The organism is Streptomyces sp. NPDC093600 (assembly GCF_044764755.1).
Taxonomy (GTDB): Bacteria; Actinomycetota; Actinomycetes; order Streptomycetales; family Streptomycetaceae; genus Streptomyces.
Map to the genome: position 1 here is coordinate 346,868 of NZ_JBIWIU010000006.1, position 23,875 is coordinate 370,742.

Consider the following 23,875-nt stretch of genomic DNA (forward strand, 5'->3'; position numbering starts at 1 on the left):
ACGGTCGCCTCCCGGTACGGCCCGTGACGGGTGCTACGCCGCCCGCCCGCTCACGCCTTCCGGTACGTGTACGCCTCCGAGGCCGCGGCCTCCACGGCGTCCAGGTCCCCGCCCGCCGACGCCGTGACGAGGGCGGCGATCGCGCCCTCGACGAAGGGCGCGTCCACGAGCCGCGATCCCTCGGGCAGCTCGTCACCCTCGGCGAGCAGCGCCTTGACGGTCAGCACGGCGCTGCCCAGATCGACGAGGAGGGCCACACCGGCGCCCCGGTCGACCGCCTTCGCCGCCTCGGCGATCAGCTCGGAGCTGGTGCCGAGGCCGCCGTCCGGGGTGCCTCCGGCGGGCATGATCGGTGCGGTGGGGCCGCCGCCCGAGAGGCCCTGGGCGAGTTCTGCCACGGCCGCGGCGACGGCGGCGCTGTGCGAGACGAGAACGATGCCGACCTGCCCGCTCATCCGGCCACCTCCGCGAGGGCGGCGATCAGCAGCGCGGACGAGGTGGCCCCGGGGTCCTGGTGCCCGATCGACCGTTCGCCCAGGTAGCTGGCGCGGCCCTTGCGGGCCCGGAGCGGTACGGTCGCCAGCGCGCCCTCCTCGGCCGCCGTCCGGGCGGCCGCGAAGGACTCGCGCAGCGCCTCGGCCGCCGGGACGAGGGCGTCCAGCATCGTCTTGTCGCCGACCTGGGCCCCGCCGAGCTGGGCGACGGCGGCGACCCCGGCGGCCAGCGCGTCGGCGAACGTCTCGCGGGTCACGGTCCCGGCGTCGCCGAGCGCCTTGCCGGTGCGGCGCAGGAGCGTCCCGTACAGCGGCCCCGAGGCACCCCCGACGGTGGAGATCAACTGCCGTCCGGCCGTGGTGAGTACGGCCCCCGGGGTGGCGGGCGGCTCCTTCTCCAGGACGTCCGTCACGGCGGCGAACCCGCGCTTCAGATTGGAGCCGTGGTCGGCGTCGCCGATCGCCGAGTCGAGCTCGGTGAGACGGTCGGCCTCACGGTCGACGGCGGAAGCGGCGACGCTCAGCCAGCGCTGGAAGAACGCGGCATCGAACCGGCCCGGCTCGTTTCCCTCGATCACTTCGGTCACTTCGCTCACTCTCCTTCTCACCGGCCCCAGCGGAGGGCAGGCGTCTGCACGGGCGCGTCCCACAGGCGTAGCAGTTCCTCGTCGGCCTCGCAGAGCGTGACCGAACAGCCGGCCATGTCGAGGGAGGTCACATAGTTCCCGACCAGGGTGCGGGCGACCGGAGTCCCGCGCTCGTGCAGCACCCGCTGCACCTCGGCGTTGAACCCGTACAGTTCGAGCAGCGGGGTGGCGCCCATGCCGTTCACCAGCGCCAGGACCGGGCCGGACGGCCGCAGGTCGTCCAGTACGGCATCGACGGCGAAGTCCGCGATCTCCCGCGAGGTCATCATCGCGCGCCGCTCGCGCCCCGGCTCGCCGTGGATCCCGATCCCCAACTCCAGCTCGCCCTCGGGGAGGTCGAAGGTGGGGCTGCCCTTGGCGGGCGTGCTGCAGGCGCTCAGCGCGACGCCGAAGGACCGCGACCGCTCGTTCACCCGCCGGGCGATCGCCTCCACCCGCTCCAGCGGGGCGCCCTCCTCGGCGGCGGCCCCCGCGATCTTCTCCACGAAGAGCGTGGCCCCCGTCCCGCGCCGCCCGGCGGTGTAGAGGCTGTCGGTCACGGCCACGTCGTCGTCGACCAGGACCTTGGCGACCTGGACGCCCTCGTCCTCGGCGAGCTCGGCCGCCATCTCGAAGTTGAGCACGTCCCCGGTGTAGTTCTTGACGACGAAGAGCACACCGGCCCCGCTGTCCACCGCGGCGGCGGCCCGCACCATCTGATCGGGCACGGGTGACGTGAACACCTCGCCGGGACAGGCCGCGGCGAGCATCCCCGGCCCCACGAACCCCCCGTGCAACGGCTCGTGCCCGGACCCGCCCCCGGACACCAGCGCCACCTTCCCGGCGACGGGCGCGTCCCGCCGCAGCACGACACGGTTCTCGACGTCCACGGTGAGTTCGGGGTGCGCGGCGGCCATCCCGCGCAGCGCGTCGGCGACGACGGTCTCCGGGACGTTGATCAGCATTCTCATCGGTACCTCCTGGTAGGGCTGACAGGTAGGTGTCCGACCTGGGTCACCAGGCCAGGTGCGGTGTGCGCGCTCGCCGGTCTCGGCGGACCGCGTGTCGGCAGTATCGACCTTGCGGCGGCGAAGGTCGCGCTGGTCGGCACATCTCGGCCGTCAGCGCCACCGCGCATCTCGGGACCTACGGCTGTACGCCACCTCCACCGGGGCCGTTCGGGTCATGGGATGCCGGCGCCCGCGCCCGGTTTGCGTAACCTCGTCACCAGAAGGGCACCGGACAGACGTTCCGCCGTCGCTCCGCCGGTCGCGTACAAAGGGGTGCTGGATGTCGATGACGAGTCGGCGCGATCTGCTGGCGCGATCCGCGGGAGCGGTCGCGGTCACCCTCGTGCCGAGCTCCGGCGCGGCAGGCGTGAACACACCGCGGGAGCGGCCGGTCACCACGATCGACGGGCGCGTGGACTGGGACGCCTTGCGGGCGCAGTTTCGCCTGGAGCCGGGATGGGCGAATCTCGCGTTGTTCTATCTGGCCTCGCATCCGAAGGCCGTGCGTGATGCGGTGGAGCATCTGGCAGCACAGGTCGACGCCGATCCTCTCTCGGTGCCCGCGGGCCTTGCGCTGCCCGATGGCCCCACCGGCTGGCTCCGGGTACGCCAGACGCTCGCGGCGTATCTGGGAGGCCGGGCCGACGATGTCGCGATGACGGCGAGCACGAGCATCGGGCTGGGCGTCTTCTACAACGGCGTCGTGACCCGTCCGGGGCAGGAGTTCCTGCTGACCGAGCACGACCACGTCTCCCATCGCGTCGCCGCCCGACTGGCCGCCGACAAGCATGGCTGCACGGTACGGCTGGGCTCGTGGTTCGCCGATCCGGCCACCGCGACGGCGGAGGGCATCGCGGCGGCGGTCGGCGAGGCGATCCGCCCGAACACCCGAGTCGTCGGAATCACTTGGGTGCAGTCGAGCACGGGGCTCCGGATGCCGGTGCGTGCGGTGGCCGAGGTGGTGCGCCGGGCCAATGAAGGCCGCAGCCCCGCCGACCGCTGCCTGCTGGTCGTCGACGGCGTGCACGGGCTGGCCGTGATCGACGAGGACGCCGCCGGCCTGGGCGCGGACGCGGTGATCGCCGGGACGCACAAATGGCTGTTCGGTCCCAGGGGAACGGGTCTGGTCTGGGTGGCGCCGGACGTCCTCGACCAGCTGCGGCCCACGTTCGTCAGCTTCATCGGAGGCGGTGGAGCAGCGCCCTTGTCGCCCGGGGGTTTCCTGGCGTTCGAGCATGCCTTCGCCCTGCCGGTGGCGGTGGCTCTGCATGAGCAGCTGGGCCGCGCACGCGTCGCCGCCCGCATCACCCAGCTGTCGACGCGGGTGAAACAAGGACTGAGCCGCATTCCCGGCATCACCGTGCACACCCCTGCCGACTCGGAGCTCTCCGCGGGCATCACCTGTTTCAGCGTGGCCGGACACACCCATCAGCAGGTCGTCGACCACGCCGCCACCCGCCGCGTACGGCTGTCCACCTCGACCTACACCCGGATCGGTACCGCCGTCGTCAACACCCCGGCCGAGATCGACACCGCACTGAACAGTCTGGACGAACTCACCCGGTGAAGCTTTCACCACGACCTTGCCCATAAGGGCTTCACGAGATTCACGAAGGAAAAAAATGACAGGTGCATGGCGGGTGGGGGTGCGGGGGCATAACGACAGGGATCCGAGCCCCCCACGAGTGAAGGAGCAGCAATGCCGCTCTGTACATGGCTGAAAGCGGGCACCTTAGCCGCAGCGGTCGTCCTGTCCACGGCGACGGGCGCGAACGCCGCCCCCGCCCCCGCCCCCGCGTCGCTGCCGTCGACGGCGGGCGCGTCTGCGGTGGTGACACTTCGTTACGACGACAGCCGGGCCGCCGGTTGGGAGTCCGCCATCGCCGCAGGCGTCGCCTCATGGAACGCCAACGTCGACAACGTGAGGCTGGTCGAGGCCGCGCCGGGCACCCGCGCCGAGATCGTGATCGTGGCCACCACCGGCTGGCCCCAGGCCACTCTCGGCCCCGTCCGTCCGGGCAGGCAGGTGCGCGTCGAGCTCGGCAGCCAGGCGGTGGCCCAGGGCTACGACAAGACCCGCATCGCCGCCCACGAACTCGGCCACAGCCTGGGCCTCCCCGACACCAAGCCCGGCCCGTGCTCGCAGCTGATGTCGGGATCGAGCGCCGGTACGGCCTGCAGGAACGCGGTCCCCAACGCGACCGAGCAGGCCCGGGTGGAGTCCGCCTACGCCAACGGCGCCGCCGCGAGCATCCCCGCCGACGGCCGGATCCTCGTGGACGCCCCGTAACCCAGCGCCTTGAGGGCAGGGCGCCCGACCGTCTTCCACGGTCGGGCGCCCATCCTGTCGCGACAGGTCAGGTGCGGGTCCAGCGCTGGTTGCCGCCGTTCGAGCAGGAGTAGAGCTGGATCAGGGTGCCGTTGGCGGTGCCGTGGGCGACGGCGTCGAGGCAGAGGCCGGACTGGACGCCGACGATGGATCCGTCGGAATCGAGGCGCCACTTCTGGTTGTCGCCACCCCAGCAGCTGTAGATCTGGACCTTGGCGCCGTTGCCGGTGCCGGCGGCGTCCAGGCACTTGTCGCCGTAGACCCTGAGCTCGCCTCCGGCGGTGTAGGCCCACTGCTGGTTGGTGCGGTTGTTGCAGTCCCACAGGTGGACCTGGGTGCCGTCGGTGGTGCCGGCGCCGGGCACGTCCAGGCAGCGGCCCGAACCGACGCCCTTGATCTGTCCCGAACCGGGCGAGGGGGCGGGGGAGGCGGCGTTGAGCGCGTTGAGGACGGCGGTGTAGGCGGGCTTCTTGCCGCCGTCGCCGTTGAACAGCAGCGGCGCGTGCTCCGGCCGCCAGGAGTCGGTGTCGCGCACACCCCAGACGGTGATGCCGAGGCAGCGCGGGACGGCCAGGCAGTCGTTGGTCACGTCGGCGTAGGTCGTGGCCGAGGCGCCCTGGATGTCGAGTTCGGTGATGGCCACATCGACGCCGAGAGCGGCGAAACTCCGCAGAGTCGTGCGGAAGTTGCTGTGGTAGGGGCTGCCGCTGTTGAAGTGGGACTGGAAGCCGACGCAGTCGATCGGCACGCCGCGCTGCTTGAAGTCGCGGACCATGGCGTACATGGCCTGCGTCTTGGCCCAGGTCCAGTTCTCCACGTTGTAGTCGTTGTAGCAGAGCTTGGCGGCCGGGTCGGCGGCGCGCGCGGTGCGGAAGGCGACCTCGATCCAGTCGTTGCCGGTGCGCTGCAGGTTGGAGTCGCGCCGGGCTCCCGAGGTGCCGTCGGCGAAGGCCTCGTTCACGACGTCCCACTGGGCGATCCTGCCCTTGTAGTGGGCCATCACGCCGTTGATGTGGTCGATCATCGCCTGGCGCAGCGCGCTGCCGCTGAGGCTCTGCATCCAGGCGGGCTGCTGGGAGTGCCAGGCCAGGGTGTGGCCGCGCACCTGCTTGCCGTTCCGCACCGCCCAGTTGTGGACGCGGTCACCGGCGGTGAAGTCGAACTGGCCACGCTGGGGTTCGGTGGCGTCGATCTTCATCTCGTTCTCGGCCGTCACGGAGTTGAACTCGCGGGCCGCGATCGCCGTGTACGCCGAGTCGTTGAGCCTGCCCGAGGCGATGGCGGTGCCGAAGTAGCGACCGCTCTGCGCCGCCGCGGCGCCGAGTGTGCTCTCGGCGGCGTGTGCGGTCGGTGCCGGCACGAGCGGGGCGACCGACCCGAGGACGCCGAGGACCAGGGCCGATAACAGAGCGCCTGTTGTCCGGCGACCGCCCGTCTTCCGGCGGACGGCGGGTGGGGAAATGGCTGTTGAGCCCATGACTGAACCTCCAGGAGAGAGAACACGGAAGGAGGAGAGCGCGGCAGAACGAATCCGCGTGTGCGACGCCGGGGTACTCCCTTCAGTTCGCATGCTCGGGAACGCCGATATCCGTCGCCCCGGAGCCAGGCGCCGTAGGTGGAACCGGCACGATCTCGACCGGTACGGACAGCACCCGGTCGGGCCCCGGGTGACGTACGGGACCCTCCAGAGTGAAGGAGCCCCGGAGCGGAAGATCGCCGCTGGACCGTCCGACGGCCACGCCGATCTCCCCGGGTTCCACTCGTCTTCGCAGGTCGAGCCCGGTGAAGGAGGTGCGGTCGGCGTGGACGGAGAAGGTGACCCGGGCGGCCGCGCCCGGCCGCAGCTCGACCCTGCGGAATCCGGCGAGCCACCGCTGCGGCCGGACGACGGACGCCACGGGGTCCGAGAGGTACAGCTGGACCACCTCGGTCCCGGCCACCTCGCCGACGTTGCGTACGGTGACCGAAACGGCGACGGTCCCGTCCGTCGCCGCGACGGGATCCACCGACAGGTCCGAGCAGGTGAAGCTGGTCCAGCTCAGCCCATGCCCGAAGGGGAACAGCGGAGTCGGGTCCACCGAGCTCCAGTCGGTGTGCCCGCCGAGCCTGGCACGGAGGTAGGTGCCGGGCTGGCCGCCGACCTGGCGGGGGATGGAGACGGGCAGCCGCCCGGACGGTTCCGCGGCCCCGCTGATGATCCGGGCCAGCGCCGTCCCGCCCTCCTCGCCGGGGAAGAAGGACTGCACCACGGCCGATGCGCGCTCGGCCAGCGTGCCGAGCGCGTAGGGCCGTCCGGAGACGAGGACCAGGACGGTCGGCACCCCGGAGTCCAGCACGGCGGAGGCGAGTGCGGCCTGGTCGCCGGGCAGGTCGAGGGTCTCGGCGTCGCAGCCCTCTCCGGAGGTGCCCCGGCCGAACATGCCGGCCCGGTCCCCGAGCACCAGCACGTTCACGTCCGGATCGTCCGCGGTGACCGTGAACCCGGCTGCGGTGAGCGCCTCGCCGAGCGTCGGGATCTCAAGACCGAGGTCACCGGGCAGCGCGACGTGGTTGGGGAAGGAGTAGCAGCCGAGGAAGGACTGGGGGTCGTCGGCGTACGGCCCGCTGATCGCGACCCGGCACGGCCGCAGCGGCAGGGTGCCGTCGTTGGCGAGCAGCACGGTGGACCGTTCGGCCAGGAGTCTGGCCAGCGCCCGGTTCTCCGGCGGATCGAGGTCGACCGGCTCGGGCTCGACGGGTTCCCAGCCGCAGTCGAGCAGGCCGAGCTCGGCCTTCTGCCGCAGGACCCGTTCCGCGGCCCGGTCGATGAGCTCTTCGGACACGCTTCCCGACCGCACGAGTCCGGTCAGTGGCTCGCCGTAGCAGCGGGCCGTGGGCAGTTCGACGTCGATTCCGGCCGTCAACGCCAGCGCGCCGGCCGCGCCGCGCGATCCGCTGACGCCGTGCCGGGTCTCCAGGAAGGAGACGGCGTAGTAGTCGGCGACGACCACACCGCTGAAACCCAGCTCACCCCTGAGCAGTTCGGTCAGCAGCCGCTCGTCGGCGGCCACCGGGACGCCGTCCACGTCGGTGTAGCTGTTCATCACCGACCGGGCGCCTCCCTCGCGCAGGGCCCGTACGAAGGGCTCGACCAGCACGTCGGCGAACTCGCGCGGCCCCGAGGCGACGGGGGCCATGTTCCGGCCGCCGCGCGAGGCCGAGTACCCGGCGAAGTGCTTGAGCGTCGCCACGATCCCCGCGCCTTCCAGGCCCTGCACATAGGCGGTGCCGATCGCTCCGACGAGATACGGATCCTCGCCGATGCACTCCTCGGTCCTGCCCCACCGGTAGTCGCGGACCACGTCGAGCACCGGAGCGAGACCTTGGTGGACGCCGACCCGCCGCATCCCCGCGCCGATGGCGGCGGCCATCCGGCGCACGAGGTCGGGGTCGAAGGACGCACCCCAGGCCAGCGGCCCGGGGAAGACCGTCGCCCCGAACGTCATGAACCCGGTCAGGCACTCCTCGTGCGCGATCGCCGGGATCCCGAACCGGCCGGATCCGGTCACCTGCCGCTGCAGCGAGGCGAGCCGCTCCATCCCGGCTTCCGCGGTGACCGGCGCGGTGCCGTACACCCGGGTGAGCTGACCGAGCCCGTGGGCGACGATGTCGTCGAGGCCGGGCGCGGACTCGCCGGAATCATCCTCCATCGGCGCGACAGGTGTTCCCGGATCCGAGGGCAACGCCCAGAAGCCGGCGAGCTGACCGGCCTTCTCCTCCAGCGTCATCCGCTGCAGCAGATCGGCGACTCGCACGGACGCGGGCAGGAGGGGATCACGCCAGGGCTCGGTCAAGGGGTTCTCCTAGGCACGGGGCGGGGCGGTGGAGAGCCGGACCTTCAGCTCGGTCGAGAGCTCCATCCGGGGGCTGACCAGCGGCTGGTCCTCAAGGAGTTGGAACAGGGTGCGAGCGGCGAGCCGGCCCATCTCCTCCAGCGGCTGACGCACCGTCGTCAGCGGCGGCGACAGCCATTCGCACATCGGCAGGTCGTCGAAGCCGACCACGCTGAGGTCCTCCGGGATGCTCAGCCCCAGCTGCCGGGCGGCTTCGTAGACGCCCATCGCCTGCTGGTCGCTGCCGGCGAAGACGGCGGTCGGCGGCTCGGGGAGGGCGAGCAGCTCCTGGGCGCACCGGAACCCGCCCTCGTGCTGGAAGTCCCCGAACCGGATCAGGTCGCGGTCGAGCTCGATCCCGGCCCGCTCCAGCGCGGCCCGGTACCCGTCGATACGGGCCTGGCTGCAGAGCATCTCCTTGCGCCCGCCGATCGTGGCGATCCGGCGGTGCCCCAGCTCCAGCAGGTGCTCGGTGGCGGCGAGGCCGCCCGCCCAGTTGGTCGCGCCGATGCTCGGCACACCGTTGCCCGGCAGATCGATCGGGTCGATGACGACCAGTGCCACCCCGGCCCGTTCGATCTGGGCGCGCTGGGCTCGGGTGACCGAGGCGGTGACGAGGATGACGCCGTCGCTGTGGTGCAGGACCGGCAGTGCGGCCCAGCTCGACGGCGTGGCCTCGCCCGGCGGGACGAGCGACACGACGGTGCCGACGCTCCGCTGGGCGCACTCGGCCTCGACGCCGCGCAGTATCTCCACCGCCCACGCGCTGTCCAGTCCTCCGATGATCAGGTCGACCAGACCTGACCTGCGGGCCCTGCCATGCCGGCCCGGGGGGAGGTAGTGGTGAGACCGCAGCAGGCCTTCGATCCGTTCGCGTGTCGAGGGTGCGACATCGGAGCGGCCGTTGATCACCTTGGACACGGTGGCCTGGGAGACCCCTGCCTCCGCGGCGATGACGGCCAGGGTCGGACGGGGCTCGCTCAACTTCTCTCCTCTGTGCGGATCTGCGCGGACGCCGTGGGCTGGCGACAGGTATCGCAAACTTTCGAAGAAGTTTCTGGTCGGTGCGACCTGCTTGTCAACCCAGAAAACCCAGTTGTTCTCGGGGAGTTCGGTGACAGGCCTTGACCGGGAAGGCTCGCGTTCCTAGTTTATGCCAGCACCGAATTCGAGAGATTTACGAAACATTTTCGAGCGTGCATCGGCATTCCCCACCCCGGAGGTCCCATGGCCAGCACCGCCCCGAGCCGACGAAGTTTCCTGGCGCTCTCGGGTCTGACCGCGCTGTCCGTCCCGCTGGCGGCCTGCGGCGGTGACGACTCCGGCGGCAAGCCGGCGGCCGACGGCAAGGTGACCCTCGCGTGGTGGAACATCGCCACGACGGAACCGGGCAAGTCCCTCTTCCCGCAGATCTCCTCGGCGTTCACGGCCGCGCACCCGGACATCACCATCAGGGCGACCTCGCTGGAGAACGAGGCGTTCAAGTCCAAGCTCACCGCCACCACCGCTTCGGGCAAACTCCCAGATGTCTTCCAGACCTGGGGCGGCGGCGTGTTGCGGCAGCAGGTCGACGCGGGTCTTGTCGAGGACCTCACCGACGCGTTCGACTGGTCGTCCGACCTCACCCCGGTCTCGCTGCAGGCCTATCAGTTCGGGGGCCGGACCTACGGGGTGCCCTACGACGTCGGCATGGTCGGCTTCTGGTACAACAAGAAGCTCTTCGCCAAGGCCGGGATCACCGCTCCGCCGGCCACCTGGGCCGAGCTCCTCGAAGACGTCGAGAGGCTCAAGGCGGCGGGCGTCACTCCGATCGCCCTCGCGGGCAAGGAGAAATGGCCGGGCCACTACTACTGGGCCTACCTCGCGATGCGCGTCGCGGGCCTCCCCGCGCTGCAGCAGGCCGCGACCACGAAGGACTTCACCGGCGCCGGCTTCGTCCAGGCGGGCACCCACCTCAAGGAGCTGGTCGACCTCCAGCCGTTCCAGACGGCCTTCCTCGGCGCCGGCTACTCCACCCCCGGGGGCCAGGCCGCGACCATGGGCAACGGCAAGGCCGCCATGGAGCTGATGGGGCAGTGGGGACCGTCGGTGCAGAAGGACGCGGGCGCCGATCTCGGAGCGGACCTGGGCTTCTTCCCCTTCCCGACGGTCGACGGCGGTGCCGGCCGGGCCACCGAGGTGTTCGGCGGTGGCAGCGGCTTCGCGCTGCGCAAGGGCGCCCCGAAGGAGGCGATGGACTTCCTGAAGTTCTTCGTGCTGGAGAACCAGTCCAAGCTGCTGGCGTCCAACGGCTTCCTGCCCGTCGTCAAGGGCGCGGAGAGCCGGCTCACCGACGCCAACAGGAAGGTGGTGGCCGACAGCCTGGTGAAGGCGACGGGCTTCCAGCTCTTCCTCGACCAGGCATATCCGCCGGCGGTCGGCCAGGAGGTCAACGACAGCGTCGCCGACCTCATCGCGGGCGAGAAGACGCCCGAGCAGGTCACCCGGTCGATCACCGAGGCTGCGAAGAGTGCCTAGCTCCGTGTCCACCCCGACCGGGGAACCGACCAAGGACCCGACCGGGGGCCCGGCCAAGGGTCCGGCCAAAAACCCGACAGAGGACCCGACCGAGAGCCCGGCCTCGAAGCGTACGGGGGGCGGCGCCGTGCCGACGCGACCGCGCGCCGCGGCCGCCCGGTCGCTCCTGCGCGCGTGGGGAGACTGGGCGTCGGTCGCCTGGTTCCTCGTCCCCGCTCTGGTCCTCTTCCTCGTCTTCGTCCTCGCCCCGATCGCCGTCGCCGTCTACACCGGCTTCTTCAAGTGGGGCGGGGTCGGCCCCATGGACGACTTCGTCGGGTTCGCGAACTACGCCGCGCTCTTCCGCGATCAGGTCTTCCTCGGCGATCTGGGCCGCGGGCTGTACCTGATCGCCCTGTCCCTCACGGTGCAGTTGCCCTTCGCACTGCTCACCGCGGTCCTGCTCAACCAGAGGCTGCGCGGCCGGGCGGTCTACCGGATGCTGTTCTTCGCGCCGTACATCCTGTCCGAGGTGGTCACGGCGGTCCTCTTCACGATGATCTTCCTTCCCGGCGACGGCATGGCCGACCATCTCGCCGGCGCCCTCGGCCTGGAGGGGCTGCGGGGCACATGGCTCGCCGATCCCTCGACGGTCATGCCGACCCTGTTCCTGGTCATGACCTGGAAGTACTTCGGTTTCCACATGATGCTCCTCCTCGCCGGGCTGCAGAGCATCCCGGGCGAGATCCTCGAGGCCGCCGCCATCGACGGCGCCGGCGCCTGGCAGCGCTTCCGGCACGTGACGCTGCCGCTGCTCGGCCCGACGATCCGGATCAGCGTCTTCCTCTCGGTCATCGGGGCCATCCAGCTCTTCGACCTCGTCTGGGTCATGACCGCGGGCGGGCCCAACCACTCCTCCGAGACGATGGCGATCTCGATGTTCCAGTACGGGTTCAAGCGCTACCAGGTCGGCTACGCCAGTGCGATCAGCGTGGTGCTGTTCATGATCAGTCTGGTCTTCTCCCTCTTCTACCAGCGGTACGTGCTCCGCCGTGACCTGAGCGGGGCCGTCACCCCGGGCGGTGGTCGATGAACGCCCGCAGGACGGCACGCGGCCTGTCGCTGCACGCCGTGGTCTGGCTGATCGGCGCGTTCGTCGTCGTGCCGCTGATCTACGCGGTGATCTCCGGGTTCAAGAGCACCGGCGAGCTGACGACCAACCCGTTCGGGCTGCCGGAGCACTGGAAGACCGGCAACTACACCGGCATCCTCGGTGACTCGACGTTCTGGCGGCAGATCGCCAACAGCGCGGGCATCGCGCTCGGCACGACATGCTGCACGGTGGCTGCCGCCGCCATGGCGGCGTTCGTGCTCGCCCGCTACGCCTTCCCGGGCAGGGAGCTGTTCTACGGGCTGTTCACGATCGGGCTGATGTTCCCGTTCGCGGTGGCCGTCCTGCCGCTGTTCCTGCTGCTGCGCGACATCGACCTGCTCGACAACCCGCTCGGAGTGATCCTCCCGCAGGCGGCCTTCGGGCTCCCCATGACGATCATCATCCTGCGCGGCTTCTTCCGGACCATCCCGGCGGAGGTCGAGGAGGCGGCCATCGTGGACGGCTGCGGCAAGTTCCGTTTCTTCTGGAAGATCCTGCTGCCGATGGCGCGTCCGGCGCTCGGCACGGTCTCGGTGCTGGCGATCGTCGCGAGCTGGAACAACTTCCTCCTGCCGCTGCTGGTGTTCAACGATCCGCGATGGCAGACGATCCCGGTCGGCGTCCAGCAGTTCCAGGGCCAGTACTCGACCGACTACGCGCTCGTCCTCGCCTACATCGTGCTCGCCATGGTTCCCGCCCTCGCCTTCTACGTCGTTGCCGAGCGGCAGTTGATCGGCGGCCTCACCGCGGGCGCCACCAAAGGCTGACCCGTCCGGTCTACCACCCCCCCGAAGGAGCTCTCCTCATGTGGTCTCACCCTCCCTCCCCGGTCCACCTGAAACGCCTGCTGGCCGCCCTCGCGCCGTTACTGCTCCTGGCGGCCTTCTTCAGTGCCCCGCCCGCCGCCGCCGCGGCGACCATCGACACCAACGCCTCGTACGTGCTGGTCAACCGCAACAGCGGCAAGGCCCTGGACGTCCACAACCTGGCGACCCACGACGGTGCCCGCATCACCCAGTGGACCAGGAACGACCAGGCCCAGCAGCAGTGGCAGTTCGTCGATTCCGGCGGCGGCTACTACCGCATCAAGTCCCGCCACTCCGGCAAGGTGCTGGACGTCCACCACGTGTCCACCGCCAACGGCGGCCCGATCGTCCAGTGGGCCGACCTGAACGGCGCCAACCAGCAGTGGCGGCCGGCCGAGAGCTCGGACGGCTACGTGAGGTTCATCGCGCGCCACAGTGACAAGGCCCTCGAAGTACAAGGCGGCTCCACCGCCGACAACGCGAACATCGTCCAGTACGACGACTGGGGCGGCGCCAACCAGCAGTGGCGGCTCGTCCGGGTCGACGGCGGCGGCCCCGGCCCGTGCGGTCTTCCGTCGACGTACCGCTGGACGTCGACGGGCCCGCTGGCGCAGCCCAAGCCGGGCTGGGTCTCGCTGAAGGACTTCACCGTCGCTCCCTACAACGGCCGGCAGCTCGTCTATGCGACGACGCACGACACCGGGACGAAGTGGGGGTCGATGAACTTCGGCCTGTTCACCAACTGGTCGGAGATGGCCTCGGCCGGCCAGAACACGATGTCGAACTCGGCCGTCGCGCCCACGCTCTTCCACTTCGCGCCGAAGAACATCTGGGTGCTCGCCTACCAGTGGGGCAGGACCGCCTTCTCGTACCGGACGTCGAGCGACCCCACCAACCCGAACGGCTGGTCATCGGAGCAGGCGCTCTTCTCCGGCAGCATCACCGGCTCCTCGACAGGACCCATCGACCAGACACTCATCGGCGACAGCACGCACATGTACCTGTTCTTCGCCGGCGACAACGGCAAGATCTACCGGGCGAGCATGCCGATCGGGAACTTCCCGGGCAGTTTCGGCACGACATCGACCGTGGTCATGAGCGACACGACCAACAACCTGTTCGAAGCCGTCCAGGTCTACAAGCTCCAGGGCCAGAACCGCTACCTCATGATCGTCGAGGCGATCGGCGCGCAGGGCCGCTACTTCCGCTCGTTCACGGCCACCAGCCTGGACGGCTCGTGGACGCCCCAGGCCGCGACCGAGAGCAACCCGTTCGCGGGCAAGGCCAACACCGGTGCCACCTGGACCAATGACATCAGCCATGGCGAACTGATCCGCACCAGCGCCGACCAGACCTTCACCGTCGATCCCTGCGACCTGCGGTTCCTCTACCAGGGACGCGCCCCCGACTCCGGAGGCGACTACGGCCTGTGGCCCTACCGGCCCGCTCTGCTGACACTGCAGCGCTGACGGCATGACACGGATCCGGCTCCGGAGCGGAGCCGGCGTGGCGGGCTCGGCGGAAGGCCGAGCCCGCCGCGGGACGACCTCGACGGGAAGGGCTCACCCCCTTCCCACGTGGTGCCTTCCGCCGAAGCACCTGCGGACTTGCCACTATGGGACGGCGTCCGTCGAGGAGGCGCGGCGGCGGTGACGGGGAGGCGCGAGATGAGCACGGACTCCTGTACGGCAGGGCCCTGGCGGCAGGGCGGTCGTCCATGAGCGCCGAAGCCTCCATGGGACAGGCCCCCACCCCCGCCGATCGTCTGGCACACGCGGCGGCCGTCGTCTTCGACACCGACGGGGTGATCACCGACTCGGCACGCCTCCACGCCGCCGCCTGGAAAGAGGCCTTCGACGCCTGTCTGCGGGCCCACCCGCCGGCCGATCCCCAGGCGCGCCGCCCGTTCGGCCAGGACGACTATCTGCGGTACGTCGACGGCAGAACCCGCATGGACGGAGCCGCGTCCTTCCTCGCCGCACGTAAGGTCGCCCTCCCCCTCGGCACCCTGGACGACCCCCCGGGCACCGACACCGTCGGCGCAGTGGCCGCCCACAAGGAACGGCTCTTCACGGAACGGCTGAGAACCCGGGGCGTCGACGCCTACCCGGGGACGCTCCGTCTGCTGCGACGGCTGCGCGAACGCGGTGTCCCCATGGCGGCCGCCTCCGCGTCCCGGCACGCCGGAGAACTGCTCGACCGGTCCGGGACCCTGCCGTACTTCACCGCGGTGGTCGACGGAACCGAGGCGACCCGGCTCGGCCTGCCGGGCAAGCCCGCCCCCGACCTGTTCCTCGAAGCCGCCCGACGGATCCACGCCCCTCCCGGACGTACGGCGGTGATCGAGGACTCCCTGGCAGGGGTGGAGGCCGGCAGGCGCGGCGGCTTCGGCCTCGTCGTCGGCGTCGACCGTACGCCCGGCACCACCTACCGGGACGCGCTCCTCGAACGCGGCGCCGACCTCGCCGTCACCGACCTGTCCGAACTGCTCACCGACTCCACCGAGGGCTGACGATGGCCGAGCACATCCCGGAGACCAACCACAGCTGGGAGTACGAGGGCTACGATCCGGGCCGGGAGCGACTCCGAGAGGCCCTGTGCACCCTCGGCAACGGCTATATGGCGACCCGGGGCGCCGCACCCGAGTGCGTGGCCGACGCCGTGCACTACCCCGGCACGTACGCCGCTGGCTGCTACAACCGGCTCACCTCGGACATCGCCGGCCGCCAGGTCGAGAACGAGGACATGGTCAATCTGCCCAACTGGCTCCCCCTGCGCTTCCGCATCTACAGCCCGCAGGGCGACACGTCCTGGTTCTCACCCGACAGCGACGCGCTGCGTGAACACCGCCAGCGTCTCGATCTGCGCACCGGCGTGCTGGAGCGCACGGTGAAGTACGAGGTCGACGGGGGAGTGCTCGCCGTCCGCCAGCTGCGCCTCGTCCACATGGGGGACCCGCACCTGGCCGCCCTGCGAACCGAGTTCACCGCGGAGGGAGGCTGGTCCGCCGACATCGAGGTGGAAGCCGCCCTCGACGGTTCGGTGACCAACAGCGGAGTGGCCCGCTATCAGCAGCTCAACGGCAACCACCTGGTCCACGTCAACGCCGGTGACGGCGGGGCCGACACCGTCTGGCTGCGCTGCAGGACCAGCACGTCCGACATCCGGATCGGTCTCGCCGCCCGTACCACCGCCGACGACCCCGTGGCCGAGGTCCGGACCGCCCACGAGCCGCTTCGAGCCGTTCAGACGCTCCGGCTGAGTCTGACCCCGTCGGGCGGCCCCCGCGCGGTCGACAAGGTCGTCGCCCTGTACACCTCGCGCGATCCCGCCATCAGCGACCCGCTCCACGCGGCGATCGACACCGTCGAGCGCGCACCCGCCTTCCCGAACCTGCTCGACTCGCACCGGGCGGCCTGGCGTCAGCTCTGGCGCCGAGCGGACCTGGACGTGCCGGGGGACGTCGGCCGCGTCCTGCGGCTCCACCTCTTCCACGTCCTCCAGACCCTCTCGCCCCACACGGCCGAACTGGACGTCGGAGTCCCGGCCAGAGGGCTGCACGGCGAGGCCTACCGTGGGCACGTCTTCTGGGACGAACTGTTCGTCCTGCCGTACCTCAACCTGCACCTGCCGGAAGTCTCCCGTGCGCTGCTGCTCTACCGCCACCGGCGACTGGCGAAGGCGCGCAACGCCGCTCGCGACCTGGGCAGAGCGGGCGCCCTCTACCCGTGGCAGAGCGGCAGCGACGGCCGCGAGGAGACCCAGCAGCTGCACCTCAACCCCCACTCGGGCCGGTGGCTTCCCGACTACTCGCATCTCCAGCACCACGTCGGATCGGCGATCGCGTACAACATCTGGCGGTACTACGAAGCAAGCGGCGACGACGAGTTCCTGCACACCAAGGGCGCCGAGATGCTGACGCAGATCGCCCGCTTCTGGGCCGACTCGGCCACGTACGACGCCGACACCGACCGCTACCGCATCCTCGGCGTCATGGGGCCGGACGAGTACCACGACCACTATCCCGACCGTCTCACGCCGGGTCTCGACGACAACGCCTACACCAACGTCAGCGCGGCCTGGGTCCTCGGCCGCGCCCTGCATCTGCTGGAGGAACTGCCCGAACCGCGCCGGGTGGAGCTGTGCGAGCGGATCGGTCTCGACGACCGGGAGACCGCCTTGTGGGAGGACGTGTCACGCAAACTGCGCGTCCCGTTCCACCAAGGGGTGATCAGCCAGTTCGACGGCTTCGGCCGGCTGGCGGAGCTCGACTGGGACGCCTACCGGGCCCGGTACGGCAACATCAGGCGGCTCGACCGGATCCTGGAGGCGGAGGGAGACACCGTCAACCGCTACCAGGCGTCGAAGCAGGCCGATGTGCTGATGCTCGGCTACCTCTTCTCACCGACCGAACTGGCCGGCATCTTCCGCCGGCTCGGCTACGACCTGGACGACGAGACCTGGAGCCGCACCGTCGACTACTACCTCCGCCGCACCAGCCACGGCTCCACCCTCAGCGGCCTGGTACACGGCTGGGTGCTGGCCCGGGTGCGCCGGGGGGAGGCGTGGACGTACGTCCAGGAGGCGATCGAGGGCGATGTCGCCGACCTCCAGGGCGGCACCACGGAAGAGGGCATCCACCTGGGCGCGATGGCCGGCACGATCGACCTGGTCCAGCGCGGCCTGACCGGCCTGGAGACCCGGGCAGACGCCCTGTGGCTGGACCCGGTGCCCTCACCGAGCTTCACCGAGTACGGATTCTCCATCCGCTACCGTGGCCACTGGGGGGTGGGGCTGCGGGTAAGGCCGGGCCGCATGCGGGTCAGCGTGCCGCCCTCGGACATGTCACCGATCGAGGTCCGCCTGCGCGACCACGCCGTGTCGGTGGAACCGGGCGCATCGGTCGAGCTGCGCCTCACGACCCGGTGAACGCCGCACGGCGCCACCTCCCGCCACCAGGCGGTTCATGTCACGTGAGCTGGCGCCGCACCAGGTCGTGCAGGAAGCCGCCCGAGTCGGCGAGGAGCGCCGCCGGTGTGCCCTGTTCGACGATGCGGCCGTCAGACATGACGATCACGCGGTCGGTGTCCATGACCGTGGACAGCCGGTGGGCGATCACCAGACGGCTGCACTCCAGGCTGCGCGTGCTCTCGATCACGATGCGCTGGGTCTCGTTGTCCAGCGCGCTGGTCGCCTCGTCGAAGAACAGGATGCGCGGGCGCCTGACCAGGGCCTGCGCGATCATCAGCCGCTGCCGCTGCCCGCCCGAGATGGCGCCGCCGCCGGAGATCAGGGTGTGCAGCCCCATCGGCATCCGCTTGATGTCCTCCGCGAGACCCGCCATCGTGGCCGCCTCCCACACCTCCTCCTCGGAGAAGCTCTCGGCGCCGCAGATGCACTCCAGGATCGATCCCGTCAGCGGCTGCGCGTTCTGCAGCACCACCCCGCACTGCCGGCGGACGGCCGCCTGATCGAGCGCGGCCAGGTCCTGACCGTCGTACAGCACACTGCCCGACGTCGGCCGGTCGAAGCCGATGAGCAGCCGCAGCAGCGTCGACTTGCCGCAGCCGCTCGGCCCGACGACCGCCACGAACTCGCCCGGACGTACCTCCAGGGACACGTCGTCGAGCACCAGCGGGCCGTCGTCCGAGTAGCGGAAGGAGAGTCCGCGGGCCTCGATCCCGCCGGACAGCGCACCGGGCTGCGCGCCCGCGCCCCGGACCTCCGGAGCCTCGTCGAGAAGCGGCTTGACCTGCTCGAACATCGGCATCACGGCAGCCGCCGAGACCAGCGCTCCGGTGACCTGGGTGACGGAGGTCAGCAGCATGGTCAGGGCGGTGCTGAAGGTCAGAAAGGCTCCGGCCGACATGCTGCCGCGGGCCGGCCCCGCCAGCAGCATGAACATCGTGAGCGAGCAGAGCGGCAGACAGACCGCGTCGAGGACCGTGGTCAGGTTCCTGATCCGGCCCGCCCGCTGCTGCAGCTCCCTGGAGCGGGCGAACTCACGCGCCCAGGCCGCGTAGGCGAAGCTCTCCGCCGCGGCGACCCGCAGCTTCGGCAGCCCGCGCAGGGTCTGGTACGCCTGATTGTTGAGCTTGTTGCCGAGCTCGACCAGCTGCCGCTGCCACCGCAGCTGCCACAGACCCATCCCGAGGAACACCGCCGCTGCCACGGCCAGCATCGCGAGGGCCACCAGAGCGAGCGACACGCTGTAGCAGAAGAGCAGGACGACGTTCATCACGCCGACCGTGCAGGCCTGCACGACCACCGGACCGACCCCGGACAGCACCCTGCGGATGGCGCTGATGCCCATCGCCGCGCTCGCCAGCTCCCCGGTGGAGCGCTCGGCGAAGAACGCCGTCGGCAGCCGCAGCAGCCTGTCCCACACGGCGGGCTGCAGAGTCGCCTCGATACGGCCCTCCAGCCTGAGGACGGTCAGGTTCTGCAGCAGCATGAACGCCGCGGTGACCACACTGGTGACCATGACGGCGAGCGAGACCTGGACGATGAGACCGCTCTCGCCCTTCGGTACGTAGACGCCGAGGATCCGGCCGGTGGCGATCGGCACCAGAGCGCCCAGACCCACCGTCACCAGACCGGCGAGGAGCAGGTTCCGCAGGTCCAGCCGTGTCCCGCGCATGCTGAAGCGGAGCAGCCGCCACGGCGTCATGGGCCGGTCCGGGAGCGGTCGGTAGAACATGACGGCCCGCGGCTCGAACTCGTCGGCGTTCTCCCGGCCGACGCGCTGCCGCCGCCCGGTGGACGCGTTGACCGCCTCGTACCGCCCGCGCCGCCACAGCAGCGCGACCGGCGCTCCAGACTTGGCGCGATGCCCCACCAAGGGTCCGCTGTCCGTGCGCCACCAGTCCCCGGCGAGCCGGACGGCGCGGGTACGGACACGCGAGCTCGACGCGATGCGTTCGACCGGCGTGACGCGCTCGTTCGCGGCGCCGCCTCGCGGGGGCTCGGCGAGGTCGATTCCGGCCGCTGCGGCGACGAGACGGCAGACGGCGTACTCCGCTTCGTCGTCACCGGTGCCCGCGCCCGCGGCCGAGCCGTCCACCCGCACGCCACCGCGCCGGCTCCGGTCCGGCCTGCCGATGGAGGCGAGCAGTGCCTCGTTCGCGCGGGCACGGACGGCCGCGCCGGCCTTGATGCCCTGCGCGGTCCGGTCCTCGTGGGCGCGTTCGAGACCCTCGATCCACCGGTCGACGGCGAATAGCAGCCGCTGCTGCTGGTTCACCATGCGCTGCCACATCGCGCCGTCGATCAGCAGATCGGCCGCCGCCTCCGCGCTGAAGGAGGCGCCGTACCGGACACTGCCCGGTTCGACCGACATCCACAGGATGTCGTCGTCGGCCATGGTCTCGTCGCCGGCGGGGCGGCCGTTCAGCGGAGCCTCGAACAGCACGCTCAGGGCGCGGCCGGTGCCGAGGGCGAAGGCGTGCTCCAGCGGCGTCGGCGGTGTCGGCGGGACGCCGTACGCTCCGTAGGCGTACGCCTCGTCCTGCCCGTATGCGCCGTGCGCGCCGAACGAGCCGCTTGAGCCGTATTCCCCGTACGCGCCGTCCCCCGCTCCGTACACACCCTGCGCCCCCTGCACGCCGTACGCCCCGTCGTGCTCCGGCCGGTACAGCTCCCGCAGCGCGATCCGGCGCATCAGGCAGTCCTGCGACGGCCTGCCCAGCAGGGTGTGCTGCGGCCCCTCGACCGGGCCGAGCAGCAGGCTCCCCGTCTCCAGACGGCCGAGGAAGTGCCACTGGCCCTGCTGGACGGGGTCGTACGCGAACAGGTCCAGGGCTCCGGCCATGACGAGCCACAGCACCTGCGGCCCTTCCAGCGGAAGGGTGCGCAGGCCGGTGCAGTCGACGGGCGTACCGAGGCCGCCCAGGGCGTGGATCACCAGGTCCGTGCCGCCCTGTCCTGCGGTGGCGTACCCGGACGGGTCCGCGGGCTGGTGGTGAACGGATGACACGTCAGTGCTCCTTGACCAGCGCGGCGTACGGCCCCCCGGCGGCGACCAACTCGTCGTGCCGGCCGCGTTCGACGACCGAGCCGTGGTCGAGGACCAGGATCTCGTCGCTGTCCCGGACCGTGCTCAGCCGGTGGGCGATGACGACACACGCGCAGCCGCGCCGCCGCAGATTGTCGATGATCACGCGTTCCGTCTCCGCGTCCAGGGCGCTGGTGACCTCGTCGAGGATTAGGATGCTCGGCTGCCGCACCAGCGCCCTGGCGATCTCCAGACGCTGCCGCTGACCGCCGGAGAAGTTCCGGCCGTCCTGCTCGACCCGGCCGTGGATGCCTTCCGGCCGCCGTGCGATCACCTCGTACAGCGCGGCGTCCTTGAGGGCGGTGACGACCGCCTCGTCCGGTATCGACGGGTCCCACAGGGCCACGTTGTCCCGCACCGTGCCCTCGAAGAGGAACACGTCCTGGTCGACGAAGGAGACGGAGGCCGCGAGCGCGCCACGCGGAATGTCCTCAAGGCGTCGGCCGTCGATGCGGATCGTCCCCTCCCACGGGCTGTACAGGCCGGAGATCAGCCGGGAGACGGTGGACTTGCCGCTGCCGGAGCCGCCGACGAGCGCGATCTGCTGCCCGGGGCCCACCGTCAGCGAGAAGTCGCTGAGCAGCGGCTTGTCGAGCGGGCTGTATCCGAAGGTGATGTTCTCCAGCGCCACATGGCCCCTGAGCCGGCGCGTGCTCTCCTCGGTGTCGCGGCCCCAGTACACCGAGTCGACCGGGAAGTTCTCGACGTCCTTCAGCCGGGCCACGTCGGCGGCGAAGTCCTGGATCCTTCCCGCCACCCCGTTGAGCCGGGTGATCGGCGCGGTGAAGCGCGTGACCAGTGCCTGGAACGCGACGAGCAGGCCGATCGAGATATGGCCCTCCACCGCCCGCAGTCCGCCGATCCAGAGGATCAGCGCGCTGTTGAGCGTCGCGAGGGTCGGCGCGACGACGCCGAGGACGGCGCTCGGCACGCCGAGGCGCTGCTGCACCTCCAGGGTGGTGGCGTGCTGCCCCGCCCACCGGCGGAAGAAGCCGTTCTCACCGCCGGTGGCCTTCATCGTCTCGATGAGCTGAAGACCGGTGTACGACGTCGTGGTGAGCCGGGCGCTGTCCGCGCGCAGTTTCTGGGTGTCGTTGGCGCGCAGCCGGATCACGATCCGCATCGCGACCACGTTGAGCAGCGCGATCAGCACGCCGACGACGGTGAGTTGGGGGTCGTACGTCCAGAGCAGGAAGGCGTAGAGGATCACCACGATGCCGTCCACCCCGGCGGCGGCGAGGTCCCTGGCCAGTGTCTCGGCGACGGCGTCGTTGGACTGCAGGCGCTGCACGAGATCGGCCGGGCTGCGCTGGGCGAAGAACGTGACGGGCAGCCGCATCAGGTGCCGCAGGAACCGGGCGCTGCTCAGCGTGGACGAGATGATGCGTCCGCGCAGCAGGTTCGCCTGCTGTACGCCCGTCAGCACGGCGGTGAGCGCCACCAGCGCGGCCATCGACGCGAAGAGCGGCCCGAGGAGGGACGTCTGCTCGCCGATCAGGAAGCGGTCGATGTACGTACGGCTCAGCGCGGGCGCCGCGGCGCCGACGGCGACCAGCAGGAGGCTCGCGAGCAGGGTGGCGAGCAGCGTGCCGGTGGTGCCGCGCAGCCTGGCGGGCAGGGCGCGCAGGATGCCGGGCTTGCGGCCGCCCGGCCGGAAGGAGGCGGTGGGTTCGAAGATCAGGGCGACGCCTGTGAAGCTGGTGTCGAAGTCCTCCGTCGGCACGAAGCGGCGGCCCTTGTCGGGGTCGTTGATGTGCACGCCGCCGCGCCGCAGGCCCCGCCCCATGCCGTCGTAGACGACGTAGTGGTTGAACTCCCAGAAGAGGATGGCCGGCGGCCGCACCCCGGCGAGCGCGGCCGGTTCCATCTGCATGCCCTTGGCCTGCAGGCCGTACGAGCGCGCCGCCTTGAGGACGTTGCTGGCGCGCGAGCCGTCACGGGACACCCCGCAGGCGATGCGCAGTTCCTCCAGCGGTACGTGCCGGCCGTAGTGGGCGAGGACCATGGCCAGGGCGGCGGCGCCGCACTCGACGGCCTCCATCTGGAGGACCGTGGGCGTGCGCACGGCCTTGTGCTTCGTCGCCTTCTGCCTCTTCGCCCTCGGCGCGGGCCTTCCGCGCTGGGCTCGCCGGCCGCCGGGAGCGGCTTCCGGTCGGTGCCGGCGGCGGCCGGCCGGGGGCAGCTGCTGGGTCGTCATGGGAGCAGCCAATCGATCGGGTGCTGTGCGGCCAGCCGGACGGTGGCGCCGGCCGGCGTCATCGACTCCAGTCGGAACGGGGGGCCTCCGGCGGAGGACCAGGCGTAGCCGGACTCGGTGTTCTCGGCGCGTTCGAGCCGTACGAGGACGGGTACGGGACGTCCCTGCCGGGCGAGTTGTTCGCCGAGCTGGCCACTGCCGAGGAAGGCCGCGATCTGCTGGGCGGTCTGGGCGGTGCGGCCGACGGACTTCACCCGGCCGCGCAGTACGCCGTACTGGCGGGCCGCGACCGACTGGACGCTCAGGTCCACCGCCGCGCCGACGGGGACGGTCGACGCGCCGTCGGCCGGTACGTACACGACGGCCATCAGCGGATCGTCAGGGCGGGCGACGCGTTCGACCGCCGCCACGTCGGCGCCGACGGTGACCACGGAGCCGATCCCGGTGACCAGGGCCGTCAGCCGGCCCGCGGCGAGGGTGCGGACGACGGCGTCGGTTCCCCGCGCGGTACGGAGCTTCAGCAGGGGGGCGTCGGCGGGAAGCCGCGCGCCCTCCGCGGCGAGCACGTCGGTGACCTGTCCGGCGGCGGGGCTCTGCAGGACGTAGCTGCCCTGCGCGTGGGTGAGGATCCCGGGGGCTTCGAGGGTGGTCGAGACGGTGCCGGTCATGGCCCAGAAGGTCGCGGCGATCATCACGACGACCGTCACGGACAGAACGAGCCAGCCCTGTGGGCGGGCGAAGCGCACCGGCAGGTCGATGTCCTCGGAGGACCGCAGCTTGGAAAGGGCCTGTTGGCGGAACTGCACGACACTCTTCCTCGACTGCGTTGCTGCACGGTT

Annotated in this window: 17 protein-coding genes; 8 read left to right on the top strand and 9 right to left on the bottom strand. The window is 71.0% G+C overall.

Annotation, left to right across the window (positions count from 1 at the left end; all coding sequences use genetic code 11):
- Window positions 1-50: 50 nt before the first annotated feature.
- Genes ACIRB4_RS18185 through dhaK form a run of 3 tightly spaced genes read right to left on the bottom strand, consistent with a single transcriptional unit; the run spans window position 51 to window position 2,091 of the window.
- Window positions 51-455 (bottom strand): PTS-dependent dihydroxyacetone kinase phosphotransferase subunit DhaM, encoded by a 405-nt coding sequence (locus tag ACIRB4_RS18185; RefSeq protein WP_403292339.1) that lies wholly within the window; start codon window positions 453-455, stop codon window positions 51-53.
- Window positions 452-1,090 (bottom strand): dihydroxyacetone kinase subunit DhaL, encoded by a 639-nt coding sequence (dhaL, locus tag ACIRB4_RS18190; protein WP_403292341.1) that lies wholly within the window; start codon window positions 1,088-1,090, stop codon window positions 452-454. Before dhaL ends, ACIRB4_RS18185 begins: the two co-directional genes overlap by 4 nt.
- A gap of 8 nt (window positions 1,091-1,098) precedes the next feature.
- Window positions 1,099-2,091, bottom strand: a complete 993-nt coding sequence (gene dhaK, locus ACIRB4_RS18195) for a dihydroxyacetone kinase subunit DhaK (protein ID WP_403292343.1) — start codon at window positions 2,089-2,091, stop codon at window positions 1,099-1,101.
- Window positions 2,092-2,542: 451 nt separating this feature from the next.
- Here dhaK and ACIRB4_RS18200 point away from each other — a divergent pair, with 451 nt between their 5' ends.
- Window positions 2,543-3,697 carry an aminotransferase class V-fold PLP-dependent enzyme gene (locus ACIRB4_RS18200; protein WP_403292345.1) on the top strand — a complete coding sequence of 385 codons (1,155 nt, stop codon included), beginning with the start codon at window positions 2,543-2,545 and terminating at the stop codon, window positions 3,695-3,697.
- Window positions 3,698-3,829: 132 nt separating this feature from the next.
- A complete protein-coding gene (locus tag ACIRB4_RS18205; RefSeq protein ID WP_403292347.1) occupies window positions 3,830-4,420 on the top strand; it encodes a snapalysin family zinc-dependent metalloprotease in 591 nt (196 codons plus the stop codon).
- 67 nt (window positions 4,421-4,487) lie between these two features.
- Here ACIRB4_RS18205 and ACIRB4_RS18210 read toward each other — a convergent pair whose 3' ends face one another.
- The 3 genes from ACIRB4_RS18210 to ACIRB4_RS18220 all read right to left on the bottom strand — a co-directional run bounded on the left by ACIRB4_RS18210 (window position 4,488) and on the right by ACIRB4_RS18220 (window position 9,315).
- Window positions 4,488-5,936 (bottom strand): endo-1,4-beta-xylanase, encoded by a 1,449-nt coding sequence (locus ACIRB4_RS18210; protein WP_403292349.1) that lies wholly within the window; start codon window positions 5,934-5,936, stop codon window positions 4,488-4,490.
- 82 nt (window positions 5,937-6,018) lie between these two features.
- Window positions 6,019-8,292 (bottom strand): glycoside hydrolase family 3 N-terminal domain-containing protein, encoded by a 2,274-nt coding sequence (locus ACIRB4_RS18215; protein ID WP_403292350.1) that lies wholly within the window; start codon window positions 8,290-8,292, stop codon window positions 6,019-6,021.
- Window positions 8,293-8,301: 9 nt separating this feature from the next.
- A complete protein-coding gene (locus ACIRB4_RS18220; protein ID WP_403292352.1) occupies window positions 8,302-9,315 on the bottom strand; it encodes a LacI family DNA-binding transcriptional regulator in 1,014 nt (337 codons plus the stop codon).
- Window positions 9,316-9,558: 243 nt separating this feature from the next.
- On the opposite strand from ACIRB4_RS18220, the gene ACIRB4_RS18225 reads away from it, so the two are divergent.
- From ACIRB4_RS18225 to ACIRB4_RS18250, 6 genes are all read left to right on the top strand, one after another.
- Complete coding sequence (locus tag ACIRB4_RS18225) at window positions 9,559-10,848, top strand: extracellular solute-binding protein (RefSeq protein ID WP_403292353.1); 1,290 nt, start codon at window positions 9,559-9,561, stop codon at window positions 10,846-10,848.
- A 127-nt stretch (window positions 10,849-10,975) separates the two neighbouring features.
- On the top strand, window positions 10,976-11,920 hold the full coding sequence (locus ACIRB4_RS18230) for a carbohydrate ABC transporter permease (protein ID WP_403292355.1): 945 nt from the start codon (window positions 10,976-10,978) through the stop codon (window positions 11,918-11,920).
- Complete coding sequence (locus ACIRB4_RS18235; protein ID WP_403292357.1) at window positions 11,917-12,747, top strand: carbohydrate ABC transporter permease; 831 nt, start codon at window positions 11,917-11,919, stop codon at window positions 12,745-12,747. Before ACIRB4_RS18230 ends, ACIRB4_RS18235 begins: the two co-directional genes overlap by 4 nt.
- A gap of 38 nt (window positions 12,748-12,785) precedes the next feature.
- Window positions 12,786-14,255 (top strand): non-reducing end alpha-L-arabinofuranosidase family hydrolase, encoded by a 1,470-nt coding sequence (locus ACIRB4_RS18240; protein ID WP_403292359.1) that lies wholly within the window; start codon window positions 12,786-12,788, stop codon window positions 14,253-14,255.
- A gap of 248 nt (window positions 14,256-14,503) precedes the next feature.
- Window positions 14,504-15,298, top strand: a complete 795-nt coding sequence (locus ACIRB4_RS18245; RefSeq protein ID WP_403292361.1) for an HAD family hydrolase — start codon at window positions 14,504-14,506, stop codon at window positions 15,296-15,298.
- Window positions 15,299-15,300: 2 nt separating this feature from the next.
- Window positions 15,301-17,715 carry a glycoside hydrolase family 65 protein gene (locus ACIRB4_RS18250; RefSeq protein ID WP_403292362.1) on the top strand — a complete coding sequence of 805 codons (2,415 nt, stop codon included), beginning with the start codon at window positions 15,301-15,303 and terminating at the stop codon, window positions 17,713-17,715.
- A gap of 40 nt (window positions 17,716-17,755) precedes the next feature.
- On the opposite strand, the gene ACIRB4_RS18255 is transcribed toward ACIRB4_RS18250, so the two are convergent.
- The 3 genes from ACIRB4_RS18255 to ACIRB4_RS18265 all read right to left on the bottom strand — a co-directional run bounded on the left by ACIRB4_RS18255 (window position 17,756) and on the right by ACIRB4_RS18265 (window position 23,842).
- A complete protein-coding gene (locus ACIRB4_RS18255) occupies window positions 17,756-20,689 on the bottom strand; it encodes an NHLP bacteriocin export ABC transporter permease/ATPase subunit (RefSeq protein ID WP_403292425.1) in 2,934 nt (977 codons plus the stop codon).
- Between the two features lie 73 nt (window positions 20,690-20,762).
- Window positions 20,763-23,036, bottom strand: coding sequence for an NHLP family bacteriocin export ABC transporter peptidase/permease/ATPase subunit (locus ACIRB4_RS18260; protein ID WP_403292363.1), 2,274 nt, complete (start codon window positions 23,034-23,036; stop codon window positions 20,763-20,765).
- Complete coding sequence (locus tag ACIRB4_RS18265; RefSeq protein ID WP_403292365.1) at window positions 23,033-23,842, bottom strand: HlyD family efflux transporter periplasmic adaptor subunit; 810 nt, start codon at window positions 23,840-23,842, stop codon at window positions 23,033-23,035. Before ACIRB4_RS18265 ends, ACIRB4_RS18260 begins: the two co-directional genes overlap by 4 nt.
- Window positions 23,843-23,875 lie beyond the last annotated feature (33 nt).

Excerpts from the sequence above, each read along its gene's own strand:
- ACIRB4_RS18185 (WP_403292339.1), bottom strand. The coding sequence starts at position 455 with ATGAGCGGGCAGGTCGGCATCGTTCTCGTCTCGCACAGCGCCGCCGTC.
- dhaK (WP_403292343.1), bottom strand. The coding sequence starts at position 2,091 with ATGAGAATGCTGATCAACGTCCCGGAGACCGTCGTCGCCGACGCGCTG.
- ACIRB4_RS18205 (WP_403292347.1), top strand. The coding sequence starts at position 3,830 with ATGCCGCTCTGTACATGGCTGAAAGCGGGCACCTTAGCCGCAGCGGTC.
- ACIRB4_RS18210 (WP_403292349.1), bottom strand. The coding sequence starts at position 5,936 with ATGGGCTCAACAGCCATTTCCCCACCCGCCGTCCGCCGGAAGACGGGC.
- ACIRB4_RS18225 (WP_403292353.1), top strand. The coding sequence starts at position 9,559 with ATGGCCAGCACCGCCCCGAGCCGACGAAGTTTCCTGGCGCTCTCGGGT.
- ACIRB4_RS18235 (WP_403292357.1), top strand. The coding sequence starts at position 11,917 with ATGAACGCCCGCAGGACGGCACGCGGCCTGTCGCTGCACGCCGTGGTC.
- ACIRB4_RS18240 (WP_403292359.1), top strand. The coding sequence starts at position 12,786 with ATGTGGTCTCACCCTCCCTCCCCGGTCCACCTGAAACGCCTGCTGGCC.
- ACIRB4_RS18245 (WP_403292361.1), top strand. The coding sequence starts at position 14,504 with ATGAGCGCCGAAGCCTCCATGGGACAGGCCCCCACCCCCGCCGATCGT.
- ACIRB4_RS18250 (WP_403292362.1), top strand. The coding sequence starts at position 15,301 with ATGGCCGAGCACATCCCGGAGACCAACCACAGCTGGGAGTACGAGGGC.
- ACIRB4_RS18260 (WP_403292363.1), bottom strand. The coding sequence starts at position 23,036 with ATGACGACCCAGCAGCTGCCCCCGGCCGGCCGCCGCCGGCACCGACCG.